This window comes from Pseudomonadota bacterium (assembly GCA_018823285.1).
GTDB lineage: Bacteria > Desulfobacterota > Desulfobulbia > Desulfobulbales > JAGXFP01 > JAHJIQ01.
This window is the reverse complement of sequence record JAHJIQ010000013.1, coordinates 51,197-70,746: the sequence shown is the minus strand read 5'-3', so window position 1 is coordinate 70,746 and position 19,550 is coordinate 51,197. Positions and strand designations below refer to the sequence as shown.

General features: G+C 53.6%; 14 protein-coding genes. 7 read left to right on the top strand and 7 right to left on the bottom strand.

From position 1 onward, the window contains the following. Positions 1-25: 25 nt before the first annotated feature. The 3 genes from KKG35_03725 to pgl all read left to right on the top strand — a co-directional run bounded on the left by KKG35_03725 (position 26) and on the right by pgl (position 3,659). Positions 26-1,261, top strand: a complete 1,236-nt coding sequence (locus KKG35_03725; protein MBU1737224.1) for a right-handed parallel beta-helix repeat-containing protein — start codon at positions 26-28, stop codon at positions 1,259-1,261. Between the two features lie 99 nt (positions 1,262-1,360). Next, positions 1,361-2,887 (top strand): glucose-6-phosphate dehydrogenase, encoded by a 1,527-nt coding sequence (gene zwf / locus KKG35_03720; GenBank protein MBU1737223.1) that lies wholly within the window; start codon positions 1,361-1,363, stop codon positions 2,885-2,887. A gap of 31 nt (positions 2,888-2,918) precedes the next feature. Further along, positions 2,919-3,659 (top strand): 6-phosphogluconolactonase, encoded by a 741-nt coding sequence (pgl, locus tag KKG35_03715; GenBank protein ID MBU1737222.1) that lies wholly within the window; start codon positions 2,919-2,921, stop codon positions 3,657-3,659. A 123-nt stretch (positions 3,660-3,782) separates the two neighbouring features. Here the strand turns inward: pgl and KKG35_03710 are convergent, their stop codons facing one another. From KKG35_03710 to queC, 3 genes are all read right to left on the bottom strand, one after another. Beyond that, the gene (locus tag KKG35_03710) at positions 3,783-5,483 is read right to left on the bottom strand and encodes a DNA mismatch repair protein MutS (GenBank protein MBU1737221.1); all 1,701 of its coding nucleotides are present in this window, start codon (positions 5,481-5,483) and stop codon (positions 3,783-3,785) included. A gap of 144 nt (positions 5,484-5,627) precedes the next feature. After that, positions 5,628-6,626: a beta-N-acetylhexosaminidase gene (gene nagZ / locus KKG35_03705; GenBank protein MBU1737220.1), complete on the bottom strand. Its 999-nt coding sequence runs from the start codon at positions 6,624-6,626 to the stop codon at positions 5,628-5,630. A 20-nt stretch (positions 6,627-6,646) separates the two neighbouring features. Further along, positions 6,647-7,345, bottom strand: a complete 699-nt coding sequence (gene queC / locus KKG35_03700; protein ID MBU1737219.1) for a 7-cyano-7-deazaguanine synthase QueC — start codon at positions 7,343-7,345, stop codon at positions 6,647-6,649. 152 nt (positions 7,346-7,497) lie between these two features. Here queC and KKG35_03695 point away from each other — a divergent pair, with 152 nt between their 5' ends. Both KKG35_03695 and KKG35_03690 read left to right on the top strand, forming a co-directional pair. Beyond that, positions 7,498-8,394 (top strand): DNA ligase, encoded by an 897-nt coding sequence (locus KKG35_03695; GenBank protein ID MBU1737218.1) that lies wholly within the window; start codon positions 7,498-7,500, stop codon positions 8,392-8,394. A gap of 391 nt (positions 8,395-8,785) precedes the next feature. Next, positions 8,786-9,670 (top strand): hypothetical protein, encoded by an 885-nt coding sequence (locus KKG35_03690; GenBank protein ID MBU1737217.1) that lies wholly within the window; start codon positions 8,786-8,788, stop codon positions 9,668-9,670. Between the two features lie 66 nt (positions 9,671-9,736). On the opposite strand, the gene KKG35_03685 is transcribed toward KKG35_03690, so the two are convergent. Genes KKG35_03685 through KKG35_03675 form a run of 3 tightly spaced genes read right to left on the bottom strand, consistent with a single transcriptional unit; the run spans position 9,737 to position 12,323 of the window. Next, a complete protein-coding gene (locus KKG35_03685; GenBank protein ID MBU1737216.1) occupies positions 9,737-10,489 on the bottom strand; it encodes an energy-coupling factor ABC transporter ATP-binding protein in 753 nt (250 codons plus the stop codon). Continuing rightward, positions 10,486-11,301, bottom strand: a complete 816-nt coding sequence (gene cbiQ / locus KKG35_03680) for a cobalt ECF transporter T component CbiQ (GenBank protein ID MBU1737215.1) — start codon at positions 11,299-11,301, stop codon at positions 10,486-10,488. The genes KKG35_03685 and cbiQ overlap by 4 nt, the downstream gene beginning before the upstream one ends. Continuing rightward, on the bottom strand, positions 11,298-12,323 hold the full coding sequence (locus KKG35_03675) for an energy-coupling factor ABC transporter permease (GenBank protein MBU1737214.1): 1,026 nt from the start codon (positions 12,321-12,323) through the stop codon (positions 11,298-11,300). Before KKG35_03675 ends, cbiQ begins: the two co-directional genes overlap by 4 nt. Before the next feature lie 220 nt (positions 12,324-12,543). On the opposite strand from KKG35_03675, the gene nikR reads away from it, so the two are divergent. Then, a complete protein-coding gene (gene nikR, locus KKG35_03670; protein MBU1737213.1) occupies positions 12,544-12,963 on the top strand; it encodes a nickel-responsive transcriptional regulator NikR in 420 nt (139 codons plus the stop codon). Here nikR and KKG35_03665 read toward each other — a convergent pair. Next, a complete protein-coding gene (locus KKG35_03665; protein ID MBU1737212.1) occupies positions 12,938-13,852 on the bottom strand; it encodes a cytochrome c biogenesis protein ResB in 915 nt (304 codons plus the stop codon). The two genes, nikR and KKG35_03665, sit on opposite strands and share 26 nt — an antisense overlap. A gap of 1,013 nt (positions 13,853-14,865) precedes the next feature. On the opposite strand from KKG35_03665, the gene KKG35_03660 reads away from it, so the two are divergent. Next, positions 14,866-19,548: a CxxxxCH/CxxCH domain-containing protein gene (locus KKG35_03660; protein MBU1737211.1), complete on the top strand. Its 4,683-nt coding sequence runs from the start codon at positions 14,866-14,868 to the stop codon at positions 19,546-19,548. Positions 19,549-19,550 lie beyond the last annotated feature (2 nt).

Sequence of the window (19,550 nt, the reverse complement as noted above, 5' to 3'; positions counted from 1 at the left end):
TTGTTCTCTGGTTTTAATTTTAGTCATGGTGAGCGGATGCGGCGGCGGCGCCGGCGGCGATGGAAGCACCGGAGGACCCACCACCCCGCCCAGCTCTCCTGCGGCCCAGTACAGCACTTCAATTTCACCTCTGTACACCGATGGCGAAAACTGGAACGATTACGTCAAAAACGACGGTACCCGGTGTTATTCAACGGACAATGTTTCTTGTTCCAACGGCGGTTTGCAGCGTGCGGTATATGCAGGGGACAAAACATCCTGCAGTGGACTTAGCGCAACGGATGATCTCGGTGCTTTTGATTGGGAATGCGATCCCACCAAAAGCCCGGTGCTGATGTTCTCCACCGGACTTAAAAGCGGCAAGGGGCTTTCCGATCTGATCGATTTTGATACCGCGCAATGGCTGCTGAACAAAATCACGGTCAGGGACGGGAATGGCGCAGTTGTTTTTGAGACCACGCCGGCTGTCTGGTGGAATAATCCCATCGAGATTGATAACGGCGGCAACACCGGCAATATGACAACTGAGGGCAAGGTTTATCTCGTTACGGTAGACAATGGCGGCTTATATGAATTTGGCACCAATAAAATATCCTTGCTTGTAAAGCCCGGGGTTACCCTTTCCGGAAGTCTGAAAACAGTTGCCGGTCTTTCTTTCGTCTGGATAGAGGGGGCATTTGATGCCGCCGGCTCAACAGATGGTATTGGTGTCAATTTCTACATCACCCACTATTCAACTCTCAATAAAGTGGCAGTGTCCAATGCTTCAATGGCCGGGGTGAAGCTTTCTTCGTCAACCAATAATACCTTGAAAGATATCACGGTCACCGGTTCAGGGGGCGGCAATGGTATCTGGTTGAATGATTCTTCGACAAACTCTCTGGTCGGAGTCACCGCCACCGGTACAAATTACGGGATTTTTCTGGTAGGGTCTTCAGAAAACACCCTGTCCGGGGTTGTTGCCGATGGAAATTCCACCGGGCTCTCTCTTTCTTCTTTTTCAAACGATAACGTGTTGCGGAATATCACTGCTACGGACAACAGTATCTCAGGTGTTTCCCTTGCGTCGTCTTCGCGCAACGGTTTCACGGGTGAATTAACAGTAGGGGGGACCAATAGTCCAAACTGTGTTGCTGAGGATGCCCCGGAAACCGAGCCCGGGCTGGTAGACAATACCTGCACAACTTCCGGACTTGAGGGATCGAGCGACTACGGTCCGAACAACTGGCGGTCCAGTGCAATCCTGAAAATCGTGCCCTGATCGCCATCCAACTTTTCTGGGCTGAAATTATATCCTGTTTTATGGTAGTATGAATGCCTGCTGTTCATTGGTACGGCTTTCACTAACGGGGTGTAATTTTTGGCAACTCATAATTTAAATTTCGGTTCAGGGGGGAGCAGTGCTTCCTGCCGTCTTCCTTCAGGGGATCTCGACCCCTGCACCATTGTGATCTTCGGGGCGACCGGAGATCTCACCTCCAGAAAACTTCTGCCTGCGCTTTTCAATCTTTACCGGAACCGCAATCTGCCGGAACCCTGTGTGATTGTCGGTTGCGGGAGGACCGATCTCGACAGCGCTTCCTTCCGCAAGTATCTTCGGGAAAAATGCCCTGATGCGGCGACAGACAGCGGCGAATGGGTTTCGTTCATGAAACGTGTTCACTACCAGCAGGTCCTGTACGATTCCCTCGGCACTTATCAGGAGCTGGCCGTATACCTTGAGGCCCTTGATAAGAGTGAAGGGACCACCGGGAACCGCATTTACGATCTGGCCGTACCTCCGGCGCTTTACCCGGTCATTGCCAAAAACCTCACCCGGGCCGGTCTTGCTACCGAAGAGAATGGTCGCTGGACCAGGATCGTGGTCGAAAAACCGTTCGGCTCTGATCTCGCAAGCGCCCGGGAACTGGACCGCGTCATCCACGAAGGATTTACTGAGGAGCAGATCTTCCGGATCGACCATTATTTGGCCAAGGAAACCGTCCAGAACATCATGATGCTCCGCTTTGCCAACAGCATCTTCGAACCCCTGTGGAACAGAAATTATATCGAGTATGTGGGGATTGCCGCCGCCGAAGAGCTGGGGGTCGGCACCCGGGCAGGGTACTATGAAAAAACCGGGGTGGTCCGGGACATGTTCCAGAACCATCTGCTGCAGCTCTTGTCCCTGATTGCCATGGAACCGCCCGCGGCATTCTCCCCTGATCGGATACGGGACGAGAAGGTCAAGGTCTTCCGCAGCCTGCAACCCTTTACCTCAGTTGATCTCGACGAAGACCTCATCCTTGGCCAGTATGGCCCCGACAGGACCGGGAAGGTCCCCGGGTACAGGCAGGAGGCAGGAATATCATCCGATTCCCTGACGCCGACCTTTGCCATGATGCGTCTTTTCCTCGACAACTGGCGCTGGCAGGGAGTGCCATTTTATCTCTATTCCGGCAAGCGACTGGCCCGAAAAGACACCCGGATGGTCATTCAGTTCAAGCATGCTCCCCACTCGATGTTCAGGGAGGTGCTGGGGGAAAATATTACCGCCAATCGCCTGACCATGGCCATATTCCCGGAGGAGGAGATTCGGCTCTCTTTTCAGACCAAAGTCCCGGGGGCGAGAATCTGTCTGCAGACCATGAACCTTGATTTCAACTACAGTGAGGATTTCAGCGGCCCGGTTCTGGCGGCGTATGAGAAAGTCCTGCTCGATTGCATGCAGGGCGACCAGATGTTTTTCTGGCGCCAGGATGCGGTTGAGCTCGCCTGGGAATTTCTGACCCCGATTCTTGAGGAGTGCGCGGTATGCGATGACCGGCCCGGCAGGTTGCATTTTTATGAGGCCGGAAGCTGGGGGCCGGAAGCGGCGGGAGAGTGGCTGAGCCAGTTGATGAAGTAATCGGCGGCCGAAAGGAGTGCGGAGGAACTGTTTGAAGGCTGAAGTGTATGAAGTTGCCGATATTGACCGGCTCTGCCGGCAGGTGGCGGAACTGTTCATGGATCACGGCCGCCGGGCCGTAACGGAACGGGGGAAATATATAGTAGCGCTGACCGGCGGCTCCACCGTGCAGCCTCTGTACCGATATATGGCCGAACTTGAGCACCGGGAAGACGAGGCCTCTCCCTGGCGGGACACCTTTTTTTTCTGGGGTGATGAACGGTGGGTTGCGGCAGACCACCCGGACAGTAATTCCGGGATGGCGGAACGCCTGTTCCTGGATCCGGCTGAAGTGCCCCGGGAGAATATTTTCCGGATTCCGACCGATCTTTCCAATGCTGCCGCCGGAGCAGCCGCCTATGAGGCGACCCTTCGCGATTTCTTCAGGAATGGCCTGTCGGCCGGAGGGTTTCCGGTTTTCGACCTGATCCTGCTCGGCATGGGCCCGGATGGCCACATCGCTTCTCTTTTTCCCGGAACCGATGCCCTGGCCGAAAGAGAGACATGGGTGACAGACTCGTTCCCGCCGGAACTTTCTCCTGCTGTTCCCCGAGTGACCCTGACCCTGCCGGTGATCAACCGGGCCCGAATGGTGCTCTTTCTGATCAACGGATTTGCGAAAAGGGGGATCGCCGACCTGATCCTGACCAGTCCGGAAAAATATTCGGAACGGTATCCCGCAGCACTGGTTCGACCGGAAGGACGTTTGGTCTGGGTGATTGCCGGAGATTAGTTCTCAACTTTCTGAGTTAGGTTAATCTCCCGATAATAAAGGGGTTTTGGCGATATATTCGTGCCTGTATCCCGCAAGAAGTCAGAAGCCAGGAGTCAGAAGCCAGGAGAAAAGCTTAAATAATCAGTCATTCTGGCTCTGGCGTCTGTCACCGGACGTTTTCCGCCGGTCTTCGGTTTTCTTTCTCCGCTCTTCATGTCCGTTTTCTTCAGGCTCAGGTTCCAGGTACCCTTTCTCCTCCAGATGTTTCCGGATGTCTTCCGGGGAAAAGCCGATCTTGCTTGCAACCCGGTGGGCCTGACTTTCACGGGAGATGCCTTCGACCATCCGATGGGTCGGCAGATTGTCTTTGAACTCGACCTGCAGGTACTGGCCTTTCTGCTGCCGTCTGAACTGCTCGACCAGCTCAAAACTGTGGGTGACGAGCAGGGTGTTGTTGCCGATGGCGTAAAAGCCGTTCATGATATCAACCGAAAGCCCCATCTTTTCATGGGTGGTGGTCCCTTCGGCAATTTCATCGAGAATAACGAGACTCTGCGGGGTGGTGGCGAAGAAGATGTCCCGGGTGACCTTGAGTTCGGTGCCGAAACGCCCCTCCTCGTCATGCAGAGTGTCGAAGGCCGGGGCCTGGTAGGTAATGCGGTCGGCCATATTGATTCTGGCATAACTGGCCATCACCGGCGCTCCGATCTGGCCGAGAATCTGGTTCTGGACGATTGTCTTGCAGAAGGTGGTCTTGCCGCCGCTGTTCGGACCGGTGATGAAGGTGGTCCGCTGGCCGTCGAGGGAGACGTCGCTCGGAACGAAATCATTCTCGATCAGATCCTTGGTCGGATTGCGCAGGTCTCTGGCGATGAAGGAGTGGCTTTTATTGTTGGTGATTTCAGGCAGGACGCAGGGATGCTTCGACTTGCGGCTGAAGGTCACAAAAGAGAATAGCTCATCGATGGCGGCAACAGCCTCGATCGCGGAAGCAAAACGGTTCGACTGGGTGAGCCTGGTCCTGATCGGCAGGATGGCGGTTTCGTAGTCGAAAATCGGCTTGATCACCCCGCTGTAGAGAAAACCGAAGACGCTCATCCAGCCGGTGAGCAGGAGCATCGACCAGGCAACGGCCGGATTCATGAATTCGGTGAACCAGCCGAGACCAAAATAAATCGCCGGTACCGCGGGGATCAGGGCGCCTATGCTCAAACGGGTCGGATAAAAGCGCAGAGAGGGGGTGAAAAATTTTTTCTCTTTCCTGGTTTTCATTCCCCTGGTGGTTCTATGTCTCGGGCCGGTGATGAGATCGTAGGCGGGTGAGCCCTTGAAACTCAAAATACTCTTGATCAGGGAGTCGAGATAGATTGTTTCCGGTTGCGGGATCTTTTTGACTCCCTGCAGCATGTCTTTGATCACGTTCATGGCCCGGTTGAAGCTGCCATAAGGAGCAAGGGGGTGGATATGGGCGTTCAGCAATTTGAACAGGGTTTCTTCGCCATAACGAAAAGAGACCAGAAACTCTTCAATAGCATCTTTCAGTTTGGCGTTGCTGTCCAGCTCGCAGAATGAATCATGTTTGGCATGGATCAGTTCGATCGATTCGGAGGGGTTGACCATGGAGTGAAAAAGCCTTGCCGAACCGACGTTGGTCCTGGTGTCGTCGACTGCGGCAAAGAGATCGTGGATCTCCACCAGGCGCATGGTTCTTTTGTCCATCAGGGTTTCCGGCAGCAGATCAAACATCTTCCGGCTGCTGAAGGCCCGTTCCGGGTCTCTCTCGTCAATGATGGCGTGTCGGTAATTGAGCTCGACGACGAGCTTTTCGCTTTCCATGCTCATGGCGCAACATCCTTTTGCAGCATTTTAAGGATCAGGGGTCCGAGGGATGATGTATCGGGTAAATTTTTATCCGTTCCGGATTCAGATGGATACTAACATATTTACCGCAGTTTGTGTTGAGAGAAGAGGGAAACTATTCAGGATTTATGCAAACCGATGTCTGACCTTCTCTATTCGCGCAGCAGCGTCTGTAATCTGTTTCTCCGAGACCCGTCCGGAAGCGAGGGCGTGATGGATAATGGCACACGTTTCACGTATTTTTTGGTGATCGTGACAGATCAGGAGCAGATCGGCCCCGGCTTCGAATGAACGGAGGGCGGCCTCGGCAACGCTCCGCTCATTTTCTATCGCCCCCATCTCAAGATCATCGGTGATGACCAGGCCGGTATAGCCGATATTTTCACGCAGGATTCCGGTCAGGATTTTGCCGGAGAGAGTTGCCGGATGTTCCGGGTCGATATCCTGATAGATCGTGTGAGATGTCATGACCGCTGCGACACCGGCCCGGCATGCTTCCCTGAACGGAAGAAGATCTTCGGAAAGTAGCAGGTCGGCTTTTTTCCCAACCAGAGGCAGTTCGAGATGCGGATCGAGTCTGGCGCTGCCGAGCCCCGGGAAATGTTTGGCGCAGGCGGCCAGGCCGTTCTTCTGCATTTCGGAAATCACATGCCCCCCCAGTCGGGCGGCTTTGACCGGATCGCCGGAGAGGCTCCTTCGTTCCATGAAGTATCCTTCCCCGGCCGGGCAGATATCCAGAACCGGGGCAAGATTCATATTGATCCCGGCCTCAAGAAGTTCCGTGGCGCACGTTCCGGCAAAAATCGACAGTTCCGATTCGGGGTTTTCTGATGCGGCGAGGACCCGGGCATCGGGAAACTGTGTCCATGGTTCGGGCAATCTGGCAACTGTTCCGCCTTCCTGATCAATGGAGATCAGTGGTCTGCCGTAACCGCTGTTGATACAGTCCGCAATGATCTCCGCGCACAGTTTTTTCAGCTGGGCCGGATTTTCCACATTTCTTTTGAAAATAATGAAGTTTCGCACCCCGGATTCACGGATCAGAGAACGGGTGGAATCATCCATTTCCGGGCCGGGCAGCCCGACCATCAGCAGGGCGCCGATATCTTGCAGGAAGAGTGTCATTGTTCAATAATTTCAGCTGGTTATCTGTATGAAACCGGATCGGTCTCCCCGGCTTCGTGAAACCCTTTGCGCCGGAGCAGGCAGGAGTCGCATCTGCCGCAGGCGCGGCCCTGATCGTCCGGGTCGTAGCAGCTATGGGTGAAGGAATAGTCAACCCCGAGGGAGAGCCCTTTTTCGATGATCTCTTTCTTGGTCAATTTGATCAGCGGGGCGTGGATATTGAATCTGTCGCCGGATTCCGCTCCCGCCTTGGTCCCCAGATTCACGGTATTGATGAAGGATTTGAGAAATTCCGGTCGGCAATCCGGATAACCGCTGTAATCAAGGGCATTGATGCCGATAAAAATGTCCCTGGCCCCGATCACCTCCGCCCAGGCAACGGCGTGGGAGAGAAAGATGATGTTCCGGGCCGGCACATAGGTGACGGGGATTGATGAGGAGATTTCGCTCACGGAATCATGTTTCGGAACCTCAATATCAGCGGTCAACGCGGACCCGCCGATTTTGCCGAGATCAAGATTCAGGATCAGATGCTCGGCAGCTCCCGCTTTTTCGGCAATGACCTTCGCTTTTTCAAGTTCGATACTCTGTCGCTGTCCGTAGGAAAAGCTTAAACAGTAGCAATCAAACCCCTCGTGTCCGGCAATAGCAAGAGTTGTAGTCGAGTCAAGCCCGCCACTTAAGAGGACAATTGCTTTCGGTTTGCAGTCGGCACCCATTTTTTCCATTTTTCCCGTAGTAGATTTGCCGGATATTTAAACAGGAGCGTTGGATATTTACCATGATTAATTTGCTTGTCCGCCTAACCTGCATTTGGTATTTTTCGCTTGAACGCGTGGAGTCGATCCAGCACTACAATAAGCCGGTTGGAATGAACAACTTGAATGACACAAGCCGCTTGGACGGTTTATACGTTTTAGATTGCTGCAGGATAAGGCGCGCAACGCTTCTTCTGATACCGCTCCTTGCCATTTTCCTCTCGGGAACTGCTGCGGCGGCTCTTGAACTCATGCTGCCCCAGGTGTATGAGCAGAATATCGATGTTGCCGGGTGGCTGGTCAGCGAAAAGCTCGATGGGGTCAGAGGGTATTGGGACGGGAAAAGGCTGCTCTCCAAGAACGGCATTCCATTGAACCCGCCCGCCGAGTTTCTCAAAAATTTCCCTGACTTTGCCCTTGAAGGTGAAATATGGGGCGGGCGTGGCACCTTTGAAAAGACAGTCGGGATAGTCAAGAAGCAACAACCCCACAGTGGTTGGCTTGATCTGAAGTTTGCCGTCTTCGATGTGCCTGAAGCTGACGCCCCGTTTGTTCAGCGGCTGCAAAAGGGAGCGGAGTGGTTTGCAGAGCATCCTTCCGGATATGTTTTTCTTATCGCCCAAAAGTCGGTGAAAAGTAAAGAGGACCTGAAAGAAGAATTGTTCAAAGTTGAGAGCGTGGGTGGCGAAGGTCTGATTGTCAGAAGGCCGGATACATTCTACCGCATGGGCAGGAGCAGCGACATTCTGAAGGTTAAAAGCTATCAGGATATGGAGGGTGAAGTGGTTGCCCACCTGCCGGGCACGGGTAGAAATAGAGAAAGACTTGGCGCGTTACTGGTTGAACTGCCGAATGGAACCCGATGCAAAATCGGCACCGGCTTTACGGATGAGGAAAGAGTCCATCCGCCGCAGGTCGGGACAACCATCACTTTCAAGTATTATGGATTTTACAAGTCCGGTCTTCCGAAGTTCCCGTCTTATTTAAGAGTCCGGGAGGAGGGTCTGTAGTCGTTTCCGGATATCCGGTGGTTCTCCGGGCTTCCGTCTCCTGAATGAACGGGAGCTGTCCGGAGAAAAGGCTGATTTTCCACTTGCCTGAAGTGGTTCCATAAGCTGTCCGGCTGAAGGGGGTATCCTTTTTTCACTCTACGGGTACTCACTTCAGTACCCCCTTGAGGTATAAGTTTCGATGTCTCGTAAGCTCGCTTTCGCCCGGGGGGCATAAGTTTCGTATAAGCAGGCACGCTGCTTAACTTAACTCATCGGTACGAGCAGGCAAGCTGCTCAACTCAGCTTGATGCGGGGAATTCGGTAAACTTCTTGACCCGGTGTTTTATTGGATGAGAAGATGGATATTCATCAGGAACCTTGGTGCGATATATATTCCCTGTGAGAAGATATGAAAACGAGAACAATCATTGGAGTCGTGGTTTCCGCAGCCCTTGCAACAATCTTCTTTCCGCTCTTCAATTATTTTGTAACAACACCGGCTTTCACGTCCTATGTCGTCACCCATACGGAAAAAATGATGACGGATATGGCCTTCAATATGTCTACGGCTATGCACCTTCACGGTACGATCCTGGATGAAACCCGGCTGGGATTGAAGGTTATCGAAAAAATCGATGAGACAAAATCAATTTTTGCCTTGGAAAAGGTCAAGGTTTTCTCCGAGCGGGGAAAAATCATATACGCAACCGATCCGCGGGATATCGGCATGCAGGCAGACAGGGTGTTTTTTAATGACATTATCAACAGCAACAAAGCGTACAGCGTACTGGAGAGAAACAAGAATAAAACGACTGCCGGAGACGTTTTCGAGAGCTTTGTTGTCGAATGCTATGTGCCGATTAGAGACAATGGTGAGATCATCGGTGCTTTTGAGATCTATTACGATATCACAAAAACAATGACACAGGTCGGGAAGATTATCGGCAAGATCAATCTGGCGGTTTTTGTGATCGCATTTTTGCTGATGCTGTCTGTGTTGTCCGCCTCTTTTTACGCATACAGAAGTCTTGTCGCCCAGAGGAAAATTGAACAGGAAAAGGATGACCTGATCGCAACCCTGATTGCCGCCAGGAACGAAATTAAAGCGCTCAGGGGGATTATTCCCCTCTGCTCCCGTTGCAAGAAGATCCGTGACGATGAAGGGTTTTGGGAGCAGGTGGATGTATATTTGCACAAACACTCGGAAGCGAACGTCAGCCATGGATTCTGCCCGGAATGTTTTGAGAAGGAGATGGAGAAAATTGAAGACTTCAAAAGAAAAAGGGGGATCTGAGGTCGGGTGATATTTCAGTTTGACGGGCCGACCCCTGTTGGGAGCCGGATGATTCCTCCATCGGGTTCAGGACGGTTGTAAAACGACGTACCCCTGCATCCGTAGCGGCTGCTCCAGGCAGCTTGCTTCCAGCAGTTCTGGGTTGTGGAAAATTTCCATGGTCGGGCCGTCGGCCTTGACCAGCCCCTCGTGCATGACGATGGTCCGTTCACACAGATCAAGGACCATGTCGAGATCGTGAGTGGCGATGATCTTGGAGTGCTTGAAAGAGGCGAGAAGTTCGATGAGTTGCCGTCTTGCTTTCGGGTCGAGTCCGGAGGATGGCTCATCCATCACCAGAATGTCCGGCGACATGGAGAGGACCGAGGCAATGGCCACCCGCCGTTTCTGGCCGCTGGAAAGGCGATGGGGCGGGCGGTCGGCGAGATGAGGAAGGCCTACGGTTGTCAATGCTTCATGCACCCTTTTTTGCACTTCTTCCACCGGCAGGCCGAGGTTCAAGGGGCCGAAGGCCACATCGTCAAACACGGTCGACATGAACAGCTGGTCGTCCGGGTTCTGGAAGACCATCCCCACCGACCGTCTGACATACTGGATGGTTTCTCTGGTGAGGGGGTAATCTCCAATCTGCACGCTTCCGGAGCCAGGTGTGATATAGCCGTTCAAATGGTGAAGGAGGGTTGATTTGCCAGCCCCGTTGGCGCCGATGATGGCTACCGACTCGCCGTGTTCAATCCGGAAAGAAACGCCGTTGAGAGCTTCGGTCCCGTCCGGGTAGGTGTAATGCAGATCTTTGACGGCGACGATATGGTGGCTCATGGGCCGACCTCCAGGATCAGGCTGCCGATGATTCGAGTGATGTCCGTGAACCGGAAAACGGCGATCAGGGCGAGGCTTGCCATCAGAAAGAGCGCTTCTCCGGTTTTGAAATTATATTTTCCGGCAAGGTGTATCTCCCCGGTAAAAGCTCGGGAAAGCATGGCCATGTGAATTCTCTGGGCCCGGTCCAGGGTGCGGAGGAGCAGGTTGCCCAGAAGCTGCAGAAAAGTCCGTAGCCTTACCCTTCTGCCGCTGAAGGATCGTAAGCTGTGGGCCCGTATCATCCGGATTCCTTCCTCGATCAGGACAAAAAGATATCGGTAGAGCATCAGGAGCTGGACGGTGAAAATACGCGGGGCGCCCAGTTTGTTCAGGGCCATGCAGATTGCCGGAAAGCCGGTGGTGGCAATCAGCAGGAGGGCCGCGCCCACGGTAAGCATGAATTTTAAGACCAGAGAGGCAAAAGATATCCAGCCGCCGGAGATGTCAAGACCCGCTATGTTCATGAGGGTCTCCCGGTCCAGGATCGGGTTGAAGATCCCGATGAACAGGACAAAGGGGGAGACGAGCAGCAGTTTTCTCAAAAGATACCCGGTGGGAAGGTTCGCAAGACCGATTGCTGCCGCCGGGAATAGGAAAAAAGGCAGAAGCGCCGCGATTTCATACTTCCCGCAGGAGACCACCGCCACAACAAAAAAGAAGGTCGTGGCCACCTTGGCCCTTGGGTCAAGGCGGTGGGCAGGGGTGTCCAGTTGGGAAAGCGAATCCAGGCGGCCGATGTCATAAAAGGCGGTTTCAAGTCTTGGGGTCATCGGAGGTGCTGTTCCCGGGAAGTGTTTTTCAGGCGGATTTTTCTGACAATGGAACCGGTCACTAAAACCATGAGCAGAACAATGATTCCACCTGCTAATCCGGCCAGCGATTTGGTGTTCCGATCTCTGTGAGAATGATCGGTTTTTGCCTGGTACTCAGGCTGTATCGCCGTCTTGTTCTGGAGCTCGGCAAGGTTTCTTTGCAGAGCGGTTGCAGGTCTTTCAGGAGTCCCTGTTCTTCCGGCCTGTTCCACCGCCCAGTTAAGACCATCCGGGTTTTCGGAAACATACAGTACCAGAAAACCCCCGGTGACGAGAGCGGCAAGGCCGAAACCGATCAGGACGTTTTTGATCGGCAGATCTCCCACGGGCAGGTCGCCGGCAGCCCGGGACAGGATCTCCGGCCTGGCCTTCCAGATAAAGGAGATGACGCCTGCGGTGATCACCCCCTCGGCCATGCCGATAATCAGATGGATGGGCTGCATGAACATGATGAAAGAGGTGTATGAGAGTTCCGTTACTCCCGACAGCCAGGTCTGCGAGACCACGCCTAGGGAACCCAGCTGCAGGCCGATCACTGAGGCCCCGAGAGAAGCGGACAAGACTCCTGCCGGAGTAGGTGTTCGGCCGGCTATTGGTTTGTAGATCAGGGGATAGGCGACGAGACAGGGAAAGAAACCGAGATTGAAGATGTTGCAGCCGAGAGCCAGAAGGCCGCCGTCGGCAAAAAAAAGGGCCTGGACGATCAGGACTGAGGCCATCACCAGGAAAGAGGCGTGGGGGCCGAGGAGGGCCGCGAGCAGTATACCTCCTCCAAGATGTCCGCTTGAACCGGTGCCGGGAATGGCAAAGTTGATCATCTGGGCGGTAAAGACAAAGGCCCCCAGAACCCCCATTAACGGAATCTTCCGATCATCCGGGTTGGCGCTGACCTTTTTCGAACAGTAAACGGTGGTTATTGCGGTTGCCGCCCACATTATCCCGCCGACCGTCGGGCTTAAAAGGGCATCTGCCATGTGCATGAATCAATTTCCTCGGGGTCTTGGTGTTACGAAGATCGAAATAGTAGCACGAACAGGATAACAATTAAATAGTTTTTATGCGTGTGGCGTATGTTATTATTTGGCGGATTGGTGATGGAAGCGCACACCCTTCGGGTATAAGTTTCGATTTCTCGCAAGCTCGCTTCGGTTCGAGCAGGCGAGCTGCTCAACTCAAGCTTTATGGATTTGGAGAGTGGTGATGGCGGAGATAGTAAGATTCGGGGTCTCGATAGATGAAAGGCTGCTCAAGAGCTTTGATAAACTGATCGACAACAAGGGGTACACCAACCGGTCCGAAGCGGTGCGGGATCTGATCCGCAACGCCCTGGTGGATGAGCAGTGGGCGAACGAAGACGAGGAAACAGTCGGCACCGTTTCGCTGGTTTACAACCACCACACCAGAGAGTTGTCGGACAAATTGACCGAGCACCAGCACACCCACCATCGGAACATCGTTTCCGCCCTGCATATCCATCTCGACGCCCATCATTGCCTTGAGGTGGTGGTGATCAAAGGCAAGGCCAGAGAGATCAGGAAACTGGCCGATGAACTGATCGGCACCAAGGGGGTCAAGCATGGCAGGCTGATGACCACTACGACCGGGGAGAACCTGACCTGATTATCCTTTGCAGCCACCTGCCGAGCGACAAGAAGAGACCCAGGAAAAAAACTGCAAAACCACCATACACACAGGGGATGCCGGGTGCCCTGCTGATCTGGATCCCCGCGTAGCGCCGGTTGAATTCATCCGTTGTTACCCTGGTGAGAAAAAACTGCATGCCCCGCCAGCGAAATGGATGGTTGGCCTCGGAAGTTCCGGATGCTACCAGTTCGCCGTTTTCAAACAACTCCAGATCGACCCGGATCCTTTTGATATCTGGGGTCTGGAACGCCACCAGTTTAAAGTCCAGGGGAAAATCCGCAGGCAGGTCTCTGGTGCCGGATGTAGACAAAGTTCCGACCGGGCCCCCTTCAAGTGATTGCACCGCAAGCTCAAGATCGCTGGTCTCATGGTTCAGCGAAGCAACCTGCACCCGATATTTTTCAAAAACAAACGACTCTCCGGTGCGGGTTACGACAAGGTTCTCTTTCCGGCCGTTATTCATGATTCCAACCTTGACGGCGACCGGATAGTAATCAAAATTGATGGCGGCAATCCGCAGATCAAATCCCAGCGCGGTATCCTTTTCAAGGTCCCACCTGAAAGCCTTGTTTACCGAGTCACCCGTAAAGATATTGACGGTAGCGACAAAGCCCAGGTCGTTGATGAGTCCGCCGACTAGAATGATCAATACTCCGCAATGGATGAACAGGGTGGATGCCTTCAGTGATTTCAGGCGGGACAGAGTGCATGCCGTCAGGTTGATCGCGATCAGGGTCAGAACAAGGATTGCCGGGAAGTGGAGAAAAGCGGCGGGTGCCTTTGAAAAAGTTGCAGGCACAAGCACCCAGATCAGTGTGGCAAAAAGACCGATCGTCAATTTCGGCGAAATAAAAAAATCAATCATAATCCTGGAAAAATTTTGTTGCTGTTTCAAGGAAATCTATCCTGAAATTTTAATCGTTTATCCCATTGGTTTTCTAACCAGTGACTGGCTTGTATCGCTTGTCGATAGTGAAGCTGATTAGGTCTGAATCGTCAATTTAATTCCCCAGAAAATGGAAATTAAACGATAGTAACAGGAATTATTGTTAATTAATTGGGTGTTGAAATGCCCAAACATTTTATGGTAGTGTGTCGGTTAGGGGGTGTGATACGTGTTAACGGGGGAGTTACATGTCATTACTCAGCTTGCCGCACCTGGTGCGTACGAACTGTTGCATCAACGCTTCGCCCTGCCCCTTTCTTTCCGCTCCCCCGAGACTCAACTCCCCGTAAAAGCTCGTCTGTATTTCACTTTTGACAGGACGCCGGATTGTATTGTCCGGGCACTTTTTTGTTTACATAACATCATTACAAATTGTGATCAGGTGATATGCCGTGAATAAACTGGTACTGAAAATCGGGCTGATGATGGTCGTCGTTTGGGGAACCTCGGTTCAAAGTGAGGCATACTATCTGGATTCGCCGCATAATGAATCGAATGGTATCGAATGTAATTACTGTCATATTGATCCGCCGTTTAATGAACCCATTGATCCGATTAATCCGGATATATCAGGGAAAAACAAGGTTTGCTTGAATTGCCATGGGACTTCGGCGGATATTAATAATCCAGGATTCCCCTATGTTCCGGGACCTGAGAAGAAACTTCATGCAAGTTCTACGACTTCTGAATCGTACGGAATCTGGTCAACTCAATGTATTGACTGCCACGATCCACATTTCCAGGGTCAGCTTGATTTTGAGGGGGTGGATTCATCCAAACTATATTTAGGCAAGGGTGTATTTGTTTCCCAACCAACTTTTTCAGGTTCCACCTTTTCTACGTCAATAACAATTGCTCGTCAGATCGGTGTTCCTGGTTTTGAAGATTTCTCCCTTTGGAATTCGAAAGGCGGAGTGGCTGGGAAAGCGAACATGGATAAGAGTCGTGCTTCCGACGGGACACGCGGCCTTTTGTTGGTGCCGAACATTGCAGATCCCAAGGAAACTTTTGAGATTATCGATGTAGTAGGCAATGTAATGAAAGTGAAAGGTGATATGACTTATTCTGGCAACAATTTTCTGGGTAATACCTGGGGTGTCATATATGGCCAGTCGATCAAGTCATTCATGCTTGATGCGCACGGCAACGGATTCAGGGACATTAAGTTTTTCAAACCCCAGCCGGTGATCGACAGTTATGGCGGATACGTTGATTACACTCCTTCAGTGACTACCCCTGTCGGTCTCTGCCAGGTCTGCCACAGTGATACCAGTTACTGGAGATCCGATGGCTCGATCGGCAATGGAAACCACAATGGGGCAAATGCGCCATGTATGACCTGCCACGATGTGTACAACGGGTTTGATCATGGGGATGCCGGCAATGGCGATAACTGCGCCGACTGTCACAACAGCAATCAGCATGGCACGCATGTGGGGGCGGGAGGAAATTGTGCCAACTGTCACGACCTTGCCAACATGCGGGATGGCAACGGCGATATAATCGATCCTCGGACGAGCGGGCGGTGTGAAGCCTGTCATCACGATGGCCGTGGCGGGTTGCCGAACCATAACGATTACAAGGAAAACTGGACCAACGGTTCCTACAATCTCTCGTGCGACGGCTGCCATAACGGACGGCCGGGGATGGACGCGCTGGTTATGTCAAACGACGGCCACGATCGGCTGGTCGGTGAAGCGGGGATTCGCCAGTATCCCTGTTATTACTGCCATGACGAGTCTGTGGATTCTTCTTCAAATCTGCTGGCAAAACATGCGAACGGCGCCCGGGATGTGGCTGTTGATGAGCATTGGGTAATCGTCGACCAGGATCCCCCGGCAGTACCAACTTATGATCAGCCAAGCCAGGTGTGCTCCAATATATACTGCCATACCGACGGCACCATCGTCGATCCCGATATGCGTCCGTATCCCTGGAGCGGCGGTCCTAAACCCTGTAACTCCTGTCATGGCCATAATCCGGTCGAAAATGACTGTGCGGACTGTCATACGGGCACAGTGGGCTGGGCGCCGGAGCAGCTCTGGATGTCGGCCATGCCGATGTATGCCAATACCGGGCCGGGGACGAGCCGGGCCAACTCCCATTTCCGACATATCTTCACCGGTTTTTCCTGTGATGACTGTCACGTGGACACGGTGGTCGGCAGCTGTCTCGACTGCCATGATTCGGGAGTGCCGTCCGGCCATATGGACGATACCAACCATGTCAACGGCGCCTATCATGTCGATAAACGAAAGTCCGTGAAATTTAAAGGCGGCGGCACCTATGACTCCGCAACTAAAACCTGTTCAAGCACTGCCTGTCACGAACTCGGCACTCCGCCCGTCTGGGGAGGTTCGGTGGACGGCAACGTCACCTGCGCCAACTGCCACACCACTGTGGGGCCAGATGAAGACGATTTTGGCGGGTTTAACGGTAATCCGGCCCGAATCAATTATCAGGAGTGGATCATCAACGGTCATGGGCGCCCTGCTGCGAGCGGCAATTATCCGGGATCCAGCAATCCGGCCGCAGATTTTCCCGCCAATGGATGCTGGTACTGCCATGACAACAAGGTTTTGCACCAGGTCGAGGAAAATCCTTTCCGGCTTCGCAAACACGATCATTTCAACCAGAGATTTACAAAGGAATGCGTATACTGCCACATGTCGGAGGAACCGAGCCTGCCGGGTCAGCTTGACGAAATCCAGTGTATGGATTGTCATAACAGTACCTTTACCCTGGCTCCGCAACTGGGCGCCATTGGCGTGGACGGCACGATACTGCCGGATTACAACAACACCAGTAGACCGGATCATGGAGTGGCGCCGATTATTAATGGCGTTCAGCGATGCGACAGTACTGACTGTCATGTGAACGATGCCCGGCGGCACCAGACCGATTCCGACCAGATCTGGACCACGGCTGAGAAAGCGGACGTCCAGAACCAGTATGTCATGATGGGGGTCTGCCTCAAATGCCATGACGATGATTCCGGCGGTGAGTGCCAGACCTGTCATCAGGGTGCTCAGTATACCACCGGCTTTGACCCGCAGATGGGAGGACTCGGATTTAAACAACCGCAGAAAGCGAAGGCTTCATCATTCCATTTCGGGTACAAGCACTATCTCGCTTACGAAAAAAGTGTCCAGGCCGACCCGAACAGCCCGGTCTGGAAGGGCGGCAAGTTCTGCTGGGATTGTCATGATCCTCATGGAGACCGCAACTACATCGGTGATTTCAACATCTACATGGTCCAGAACAAGGTGGCCACCGAAACCGATGGAGTATACGGCAAGCCGATACCCGCCAAACGGCGTGACGTCGTTTTCACCCGGAAGGTCAACGGCCGTGACTATGCCCGGAAAGACCCGCCGTACGACGGGATTTGCAATGTCTGTCATGATGACGATCCGGGCAATGATGACCGGGCCAGGCATTATAACCGTTCCAGCGGCGATACCCACAACGCCAGCAGGACATGCACCACCTGTCATGAACATCGTTTTACCGACAGTCATGCAGGCGAAGAGACCTGTAATACCTGTCACCAGAACAAGCCGGTGCCCCGTCACACCGCCTTCGGGCAGACGCGGGACTGCACGAAATGTCATGACGGTGTCTTGAACGGCAGGCTGAACATCATGAAACAGCTCACCGAGTCCCAGTCGCATCATATCCAGCGTGCTGACGGGACCATAACCAATAAAGACTGCTATACCTGTCACTGGGAAGCAACGGAACTTGGTCTGATCAATCTCACCTATCATGAGGGGTATAGTTACAAAGACCATGACGGTACGCCAGGTGCTGCGGTCGATCTGGTGATCTGGAACAAGGAAGATACGCCCGGTTCAGGAGTTGACGCGGATCCTGCACGGGGCAGCAGACCGGAAGTCTACGATCTGGACGGTACCAGTCCGGACGGTCCGGGCGTACCAACTGCGGTGACCTTTCTTGCGAGTGATATGAATTCCGACGATCTTGATCCGGCGGTGAAGCTGCAAAAGGAAAGGGTGCAGGTGGAAAACCTGACCCCGCACTGTCTTGGCTGTCACAGCGACCAGAACAACGACACGGAAGTGTTTGGCGACTGCAAGACTCCGCGCCAGTACGCCTGGGACGGGCAGAGTGTGGACGCCCGCTACAGTCAGACCGAGACCGCAACCTGGGGCAAATATTCCGGTTACCCAAATGCTGCGGCCAAGAATCTGCAGAAGGCCTTTTCCGCCCACGGCAAGGCGGTGAGCAACGGCGGCGGTTTTGATCCGGCCACCGGAGTGAATGGGACAGGCGTCAACACCCGCGCCAACGATCAGTCCCTGGACGGTCAGGGCCATAATGTGCAGTGCTATGACTGTCACAGCTCCCACGGGTCGTTTGTCGAAGGGATCACCTCCAGCTACGTTTCATTTGATGGTGAAAAACATGGCGCCAACCTGAAAGAGACCCAGGCCGGTTATGGCGGGTATGTGAACAATTACAAGGCGACCGCCTATCCGGACCCGACCTCCGTGAATTTTTATAACGCCGGCGCCGGGCAGTGTTTCGATTGCCATGAGACGCAGAACAGTGGGGACGCAACTTCCGGCAGCAACCGGACGCCGTGGGGTTACAAGTCAACCTACGGGGCGGCGGAACCGATTGTCGGTTATAAGGACAATCCGCGTTTTGTCGGGAGTTACCCGGGGATCACCGAGTCGCCGCCCCTTCCTGGACGGCCGGTTGCCGAATCGACGGTTGACCTTTCATATCGGCAGGGCAGGGTAACCATGGGCGGCCACATGAACGCCTCCCATAATCTGGCTCCGAGTGATGCCCGGCGGACTGACGGGTTTACCGATACTGCCATGAATACCACCGTTTACGGCAGTATCGACGGGCTCTGTACCCCCTGTCATGATCCGCACGGCGTCAGCCCGGTCCTGGGGGCCAATCAGCAGTACGCGGTGCCGCTGCTCAAAGGGACCTGGCTCACTTCACCGTTCAAGGAAGATACCACCGTGCCGGATCCTTATGGCAATAGCGTGACCACCCATGCCAACGGCGATCCGCAGTCCTGGGGGAAAGGGTACACTCACCCCTCCCCGTATCAGCCGGAGGATGCCCGCTGGAACATTGACCGGACCACTTTCGGCACCGAGCGAATCGCCGAAGACGATTCCCGGTTTGCCGGGCTCTGCCTCAACTGTCATCCCCGTTCCAACAAGGACGGATCTCCCAATCTGGAAGACGGTTTGGCAAAGAACACCGAGTTCAGGTCGAGCGACCGGATCCATGAATCGGTCAAGGGCTGGGGCGCCAATACGGAACACTCCTATCCCTGTTCAAAGTGCCATCAGCCGCACTCCTCTGGTCTGCCGCGGCTCTTGCAGACCAATTGTCTTGATTTTAAACACCGGGGCGGTCGTCTTTTCGGCGGTCTGCCGTGGCTGGCCGATTTGGAACACCCCAGCGCCAATGGTCATGGGGAGCATCGCGGCTATCCCATCGCCGACACTCTTGGGAACCTCCCTTCCTATGAAGCGGCCGGAGCCTGTCATGTCCAGGCGCCGCTGAATCCCGGCGTTGACTGGAAGGACAAACAGCTCTGGAATAATGTGACGCCATGGTGATA

Coding starts and splice junctions, on each gene's coding strand:
- KKG35_03725 (MBU1737224.1), top strand. CDS start 26: ATGGTGAGCGGATGCGGCGGCGGCGCCGGCGGCGATGGAAGCACCGGA.
- KKG35_03710 (MBU1737221.1), bottom strand. CDS start 5,483: ATGAGCATGGAAAGCGAAAAGCTCGTCGTCGAGCTCAATTACCGACAC.
- nagZ (MBU1737220.1), bottom strand. CDS start 6,626: ATGACACTCTTCCTGCAAGATATCGGCGCCCTGCTGATGGTCGGGCTG.
- queC (MBU1737219.1), bottom strand. CDS start 7,345: ATGGGTGCCGACTGCAAACCGAAAGCAATTGTCCTCTTAAGTGGCGGG.
- KKG35_03695 (MBU1737218.1), top strand. CDS start 7,498: ATGAACAACTTGAATGACACAAGCCGCTTGGACGGTTTATACGTTTTA.
- KKG35_03690 (MBU1737217.1), top strand. CDS start 8,786: ATGAAAACGAGAACAATCATTGGAGTCGTGGTTTCCGCAGCCCTTGCA.
- KKG35_03685 (MBU1737216.1), bottom strand. CDS start 10,489: ATGAGCCACCATATCGTCGCCGTCAAAGATCTGCATTACACCTACCCG.
- cbiQ (MBU1737215.1), bottom strand. CDS start 11,301: ATGACCCCAAGACTTGAAACCGCCTTTTATGACATCGGCCGCCTGGAT.
- KKG35_03675 (MBU1737214.1), bottom strand. CDS start 12,323: ATGCACATGGCAGATGCCCTTTTAAGCCCGACGGTCGGCGGGATAATG.
- nikR (MBU1737213.1), top strand. CDS start 12,544: ATGGCGGAGATAGTAAGATTCGGGGTCTCGATAGATGAAAGGCTGCTC.
- KKG35_03665 (MBU1737212.1), bottom strand. CDS start 13,852: ATGATTGATTTTTTTATTTCGCCGAAATTGACGATCGGTCTTTTTGCC.
- KKG35_03660 (MBU1737211.1), top strand. CDS start 14,866: ATGGATAAGAGTCGTGCTTCCGACGGGACACGCGGCCTTTTGTTGGTG.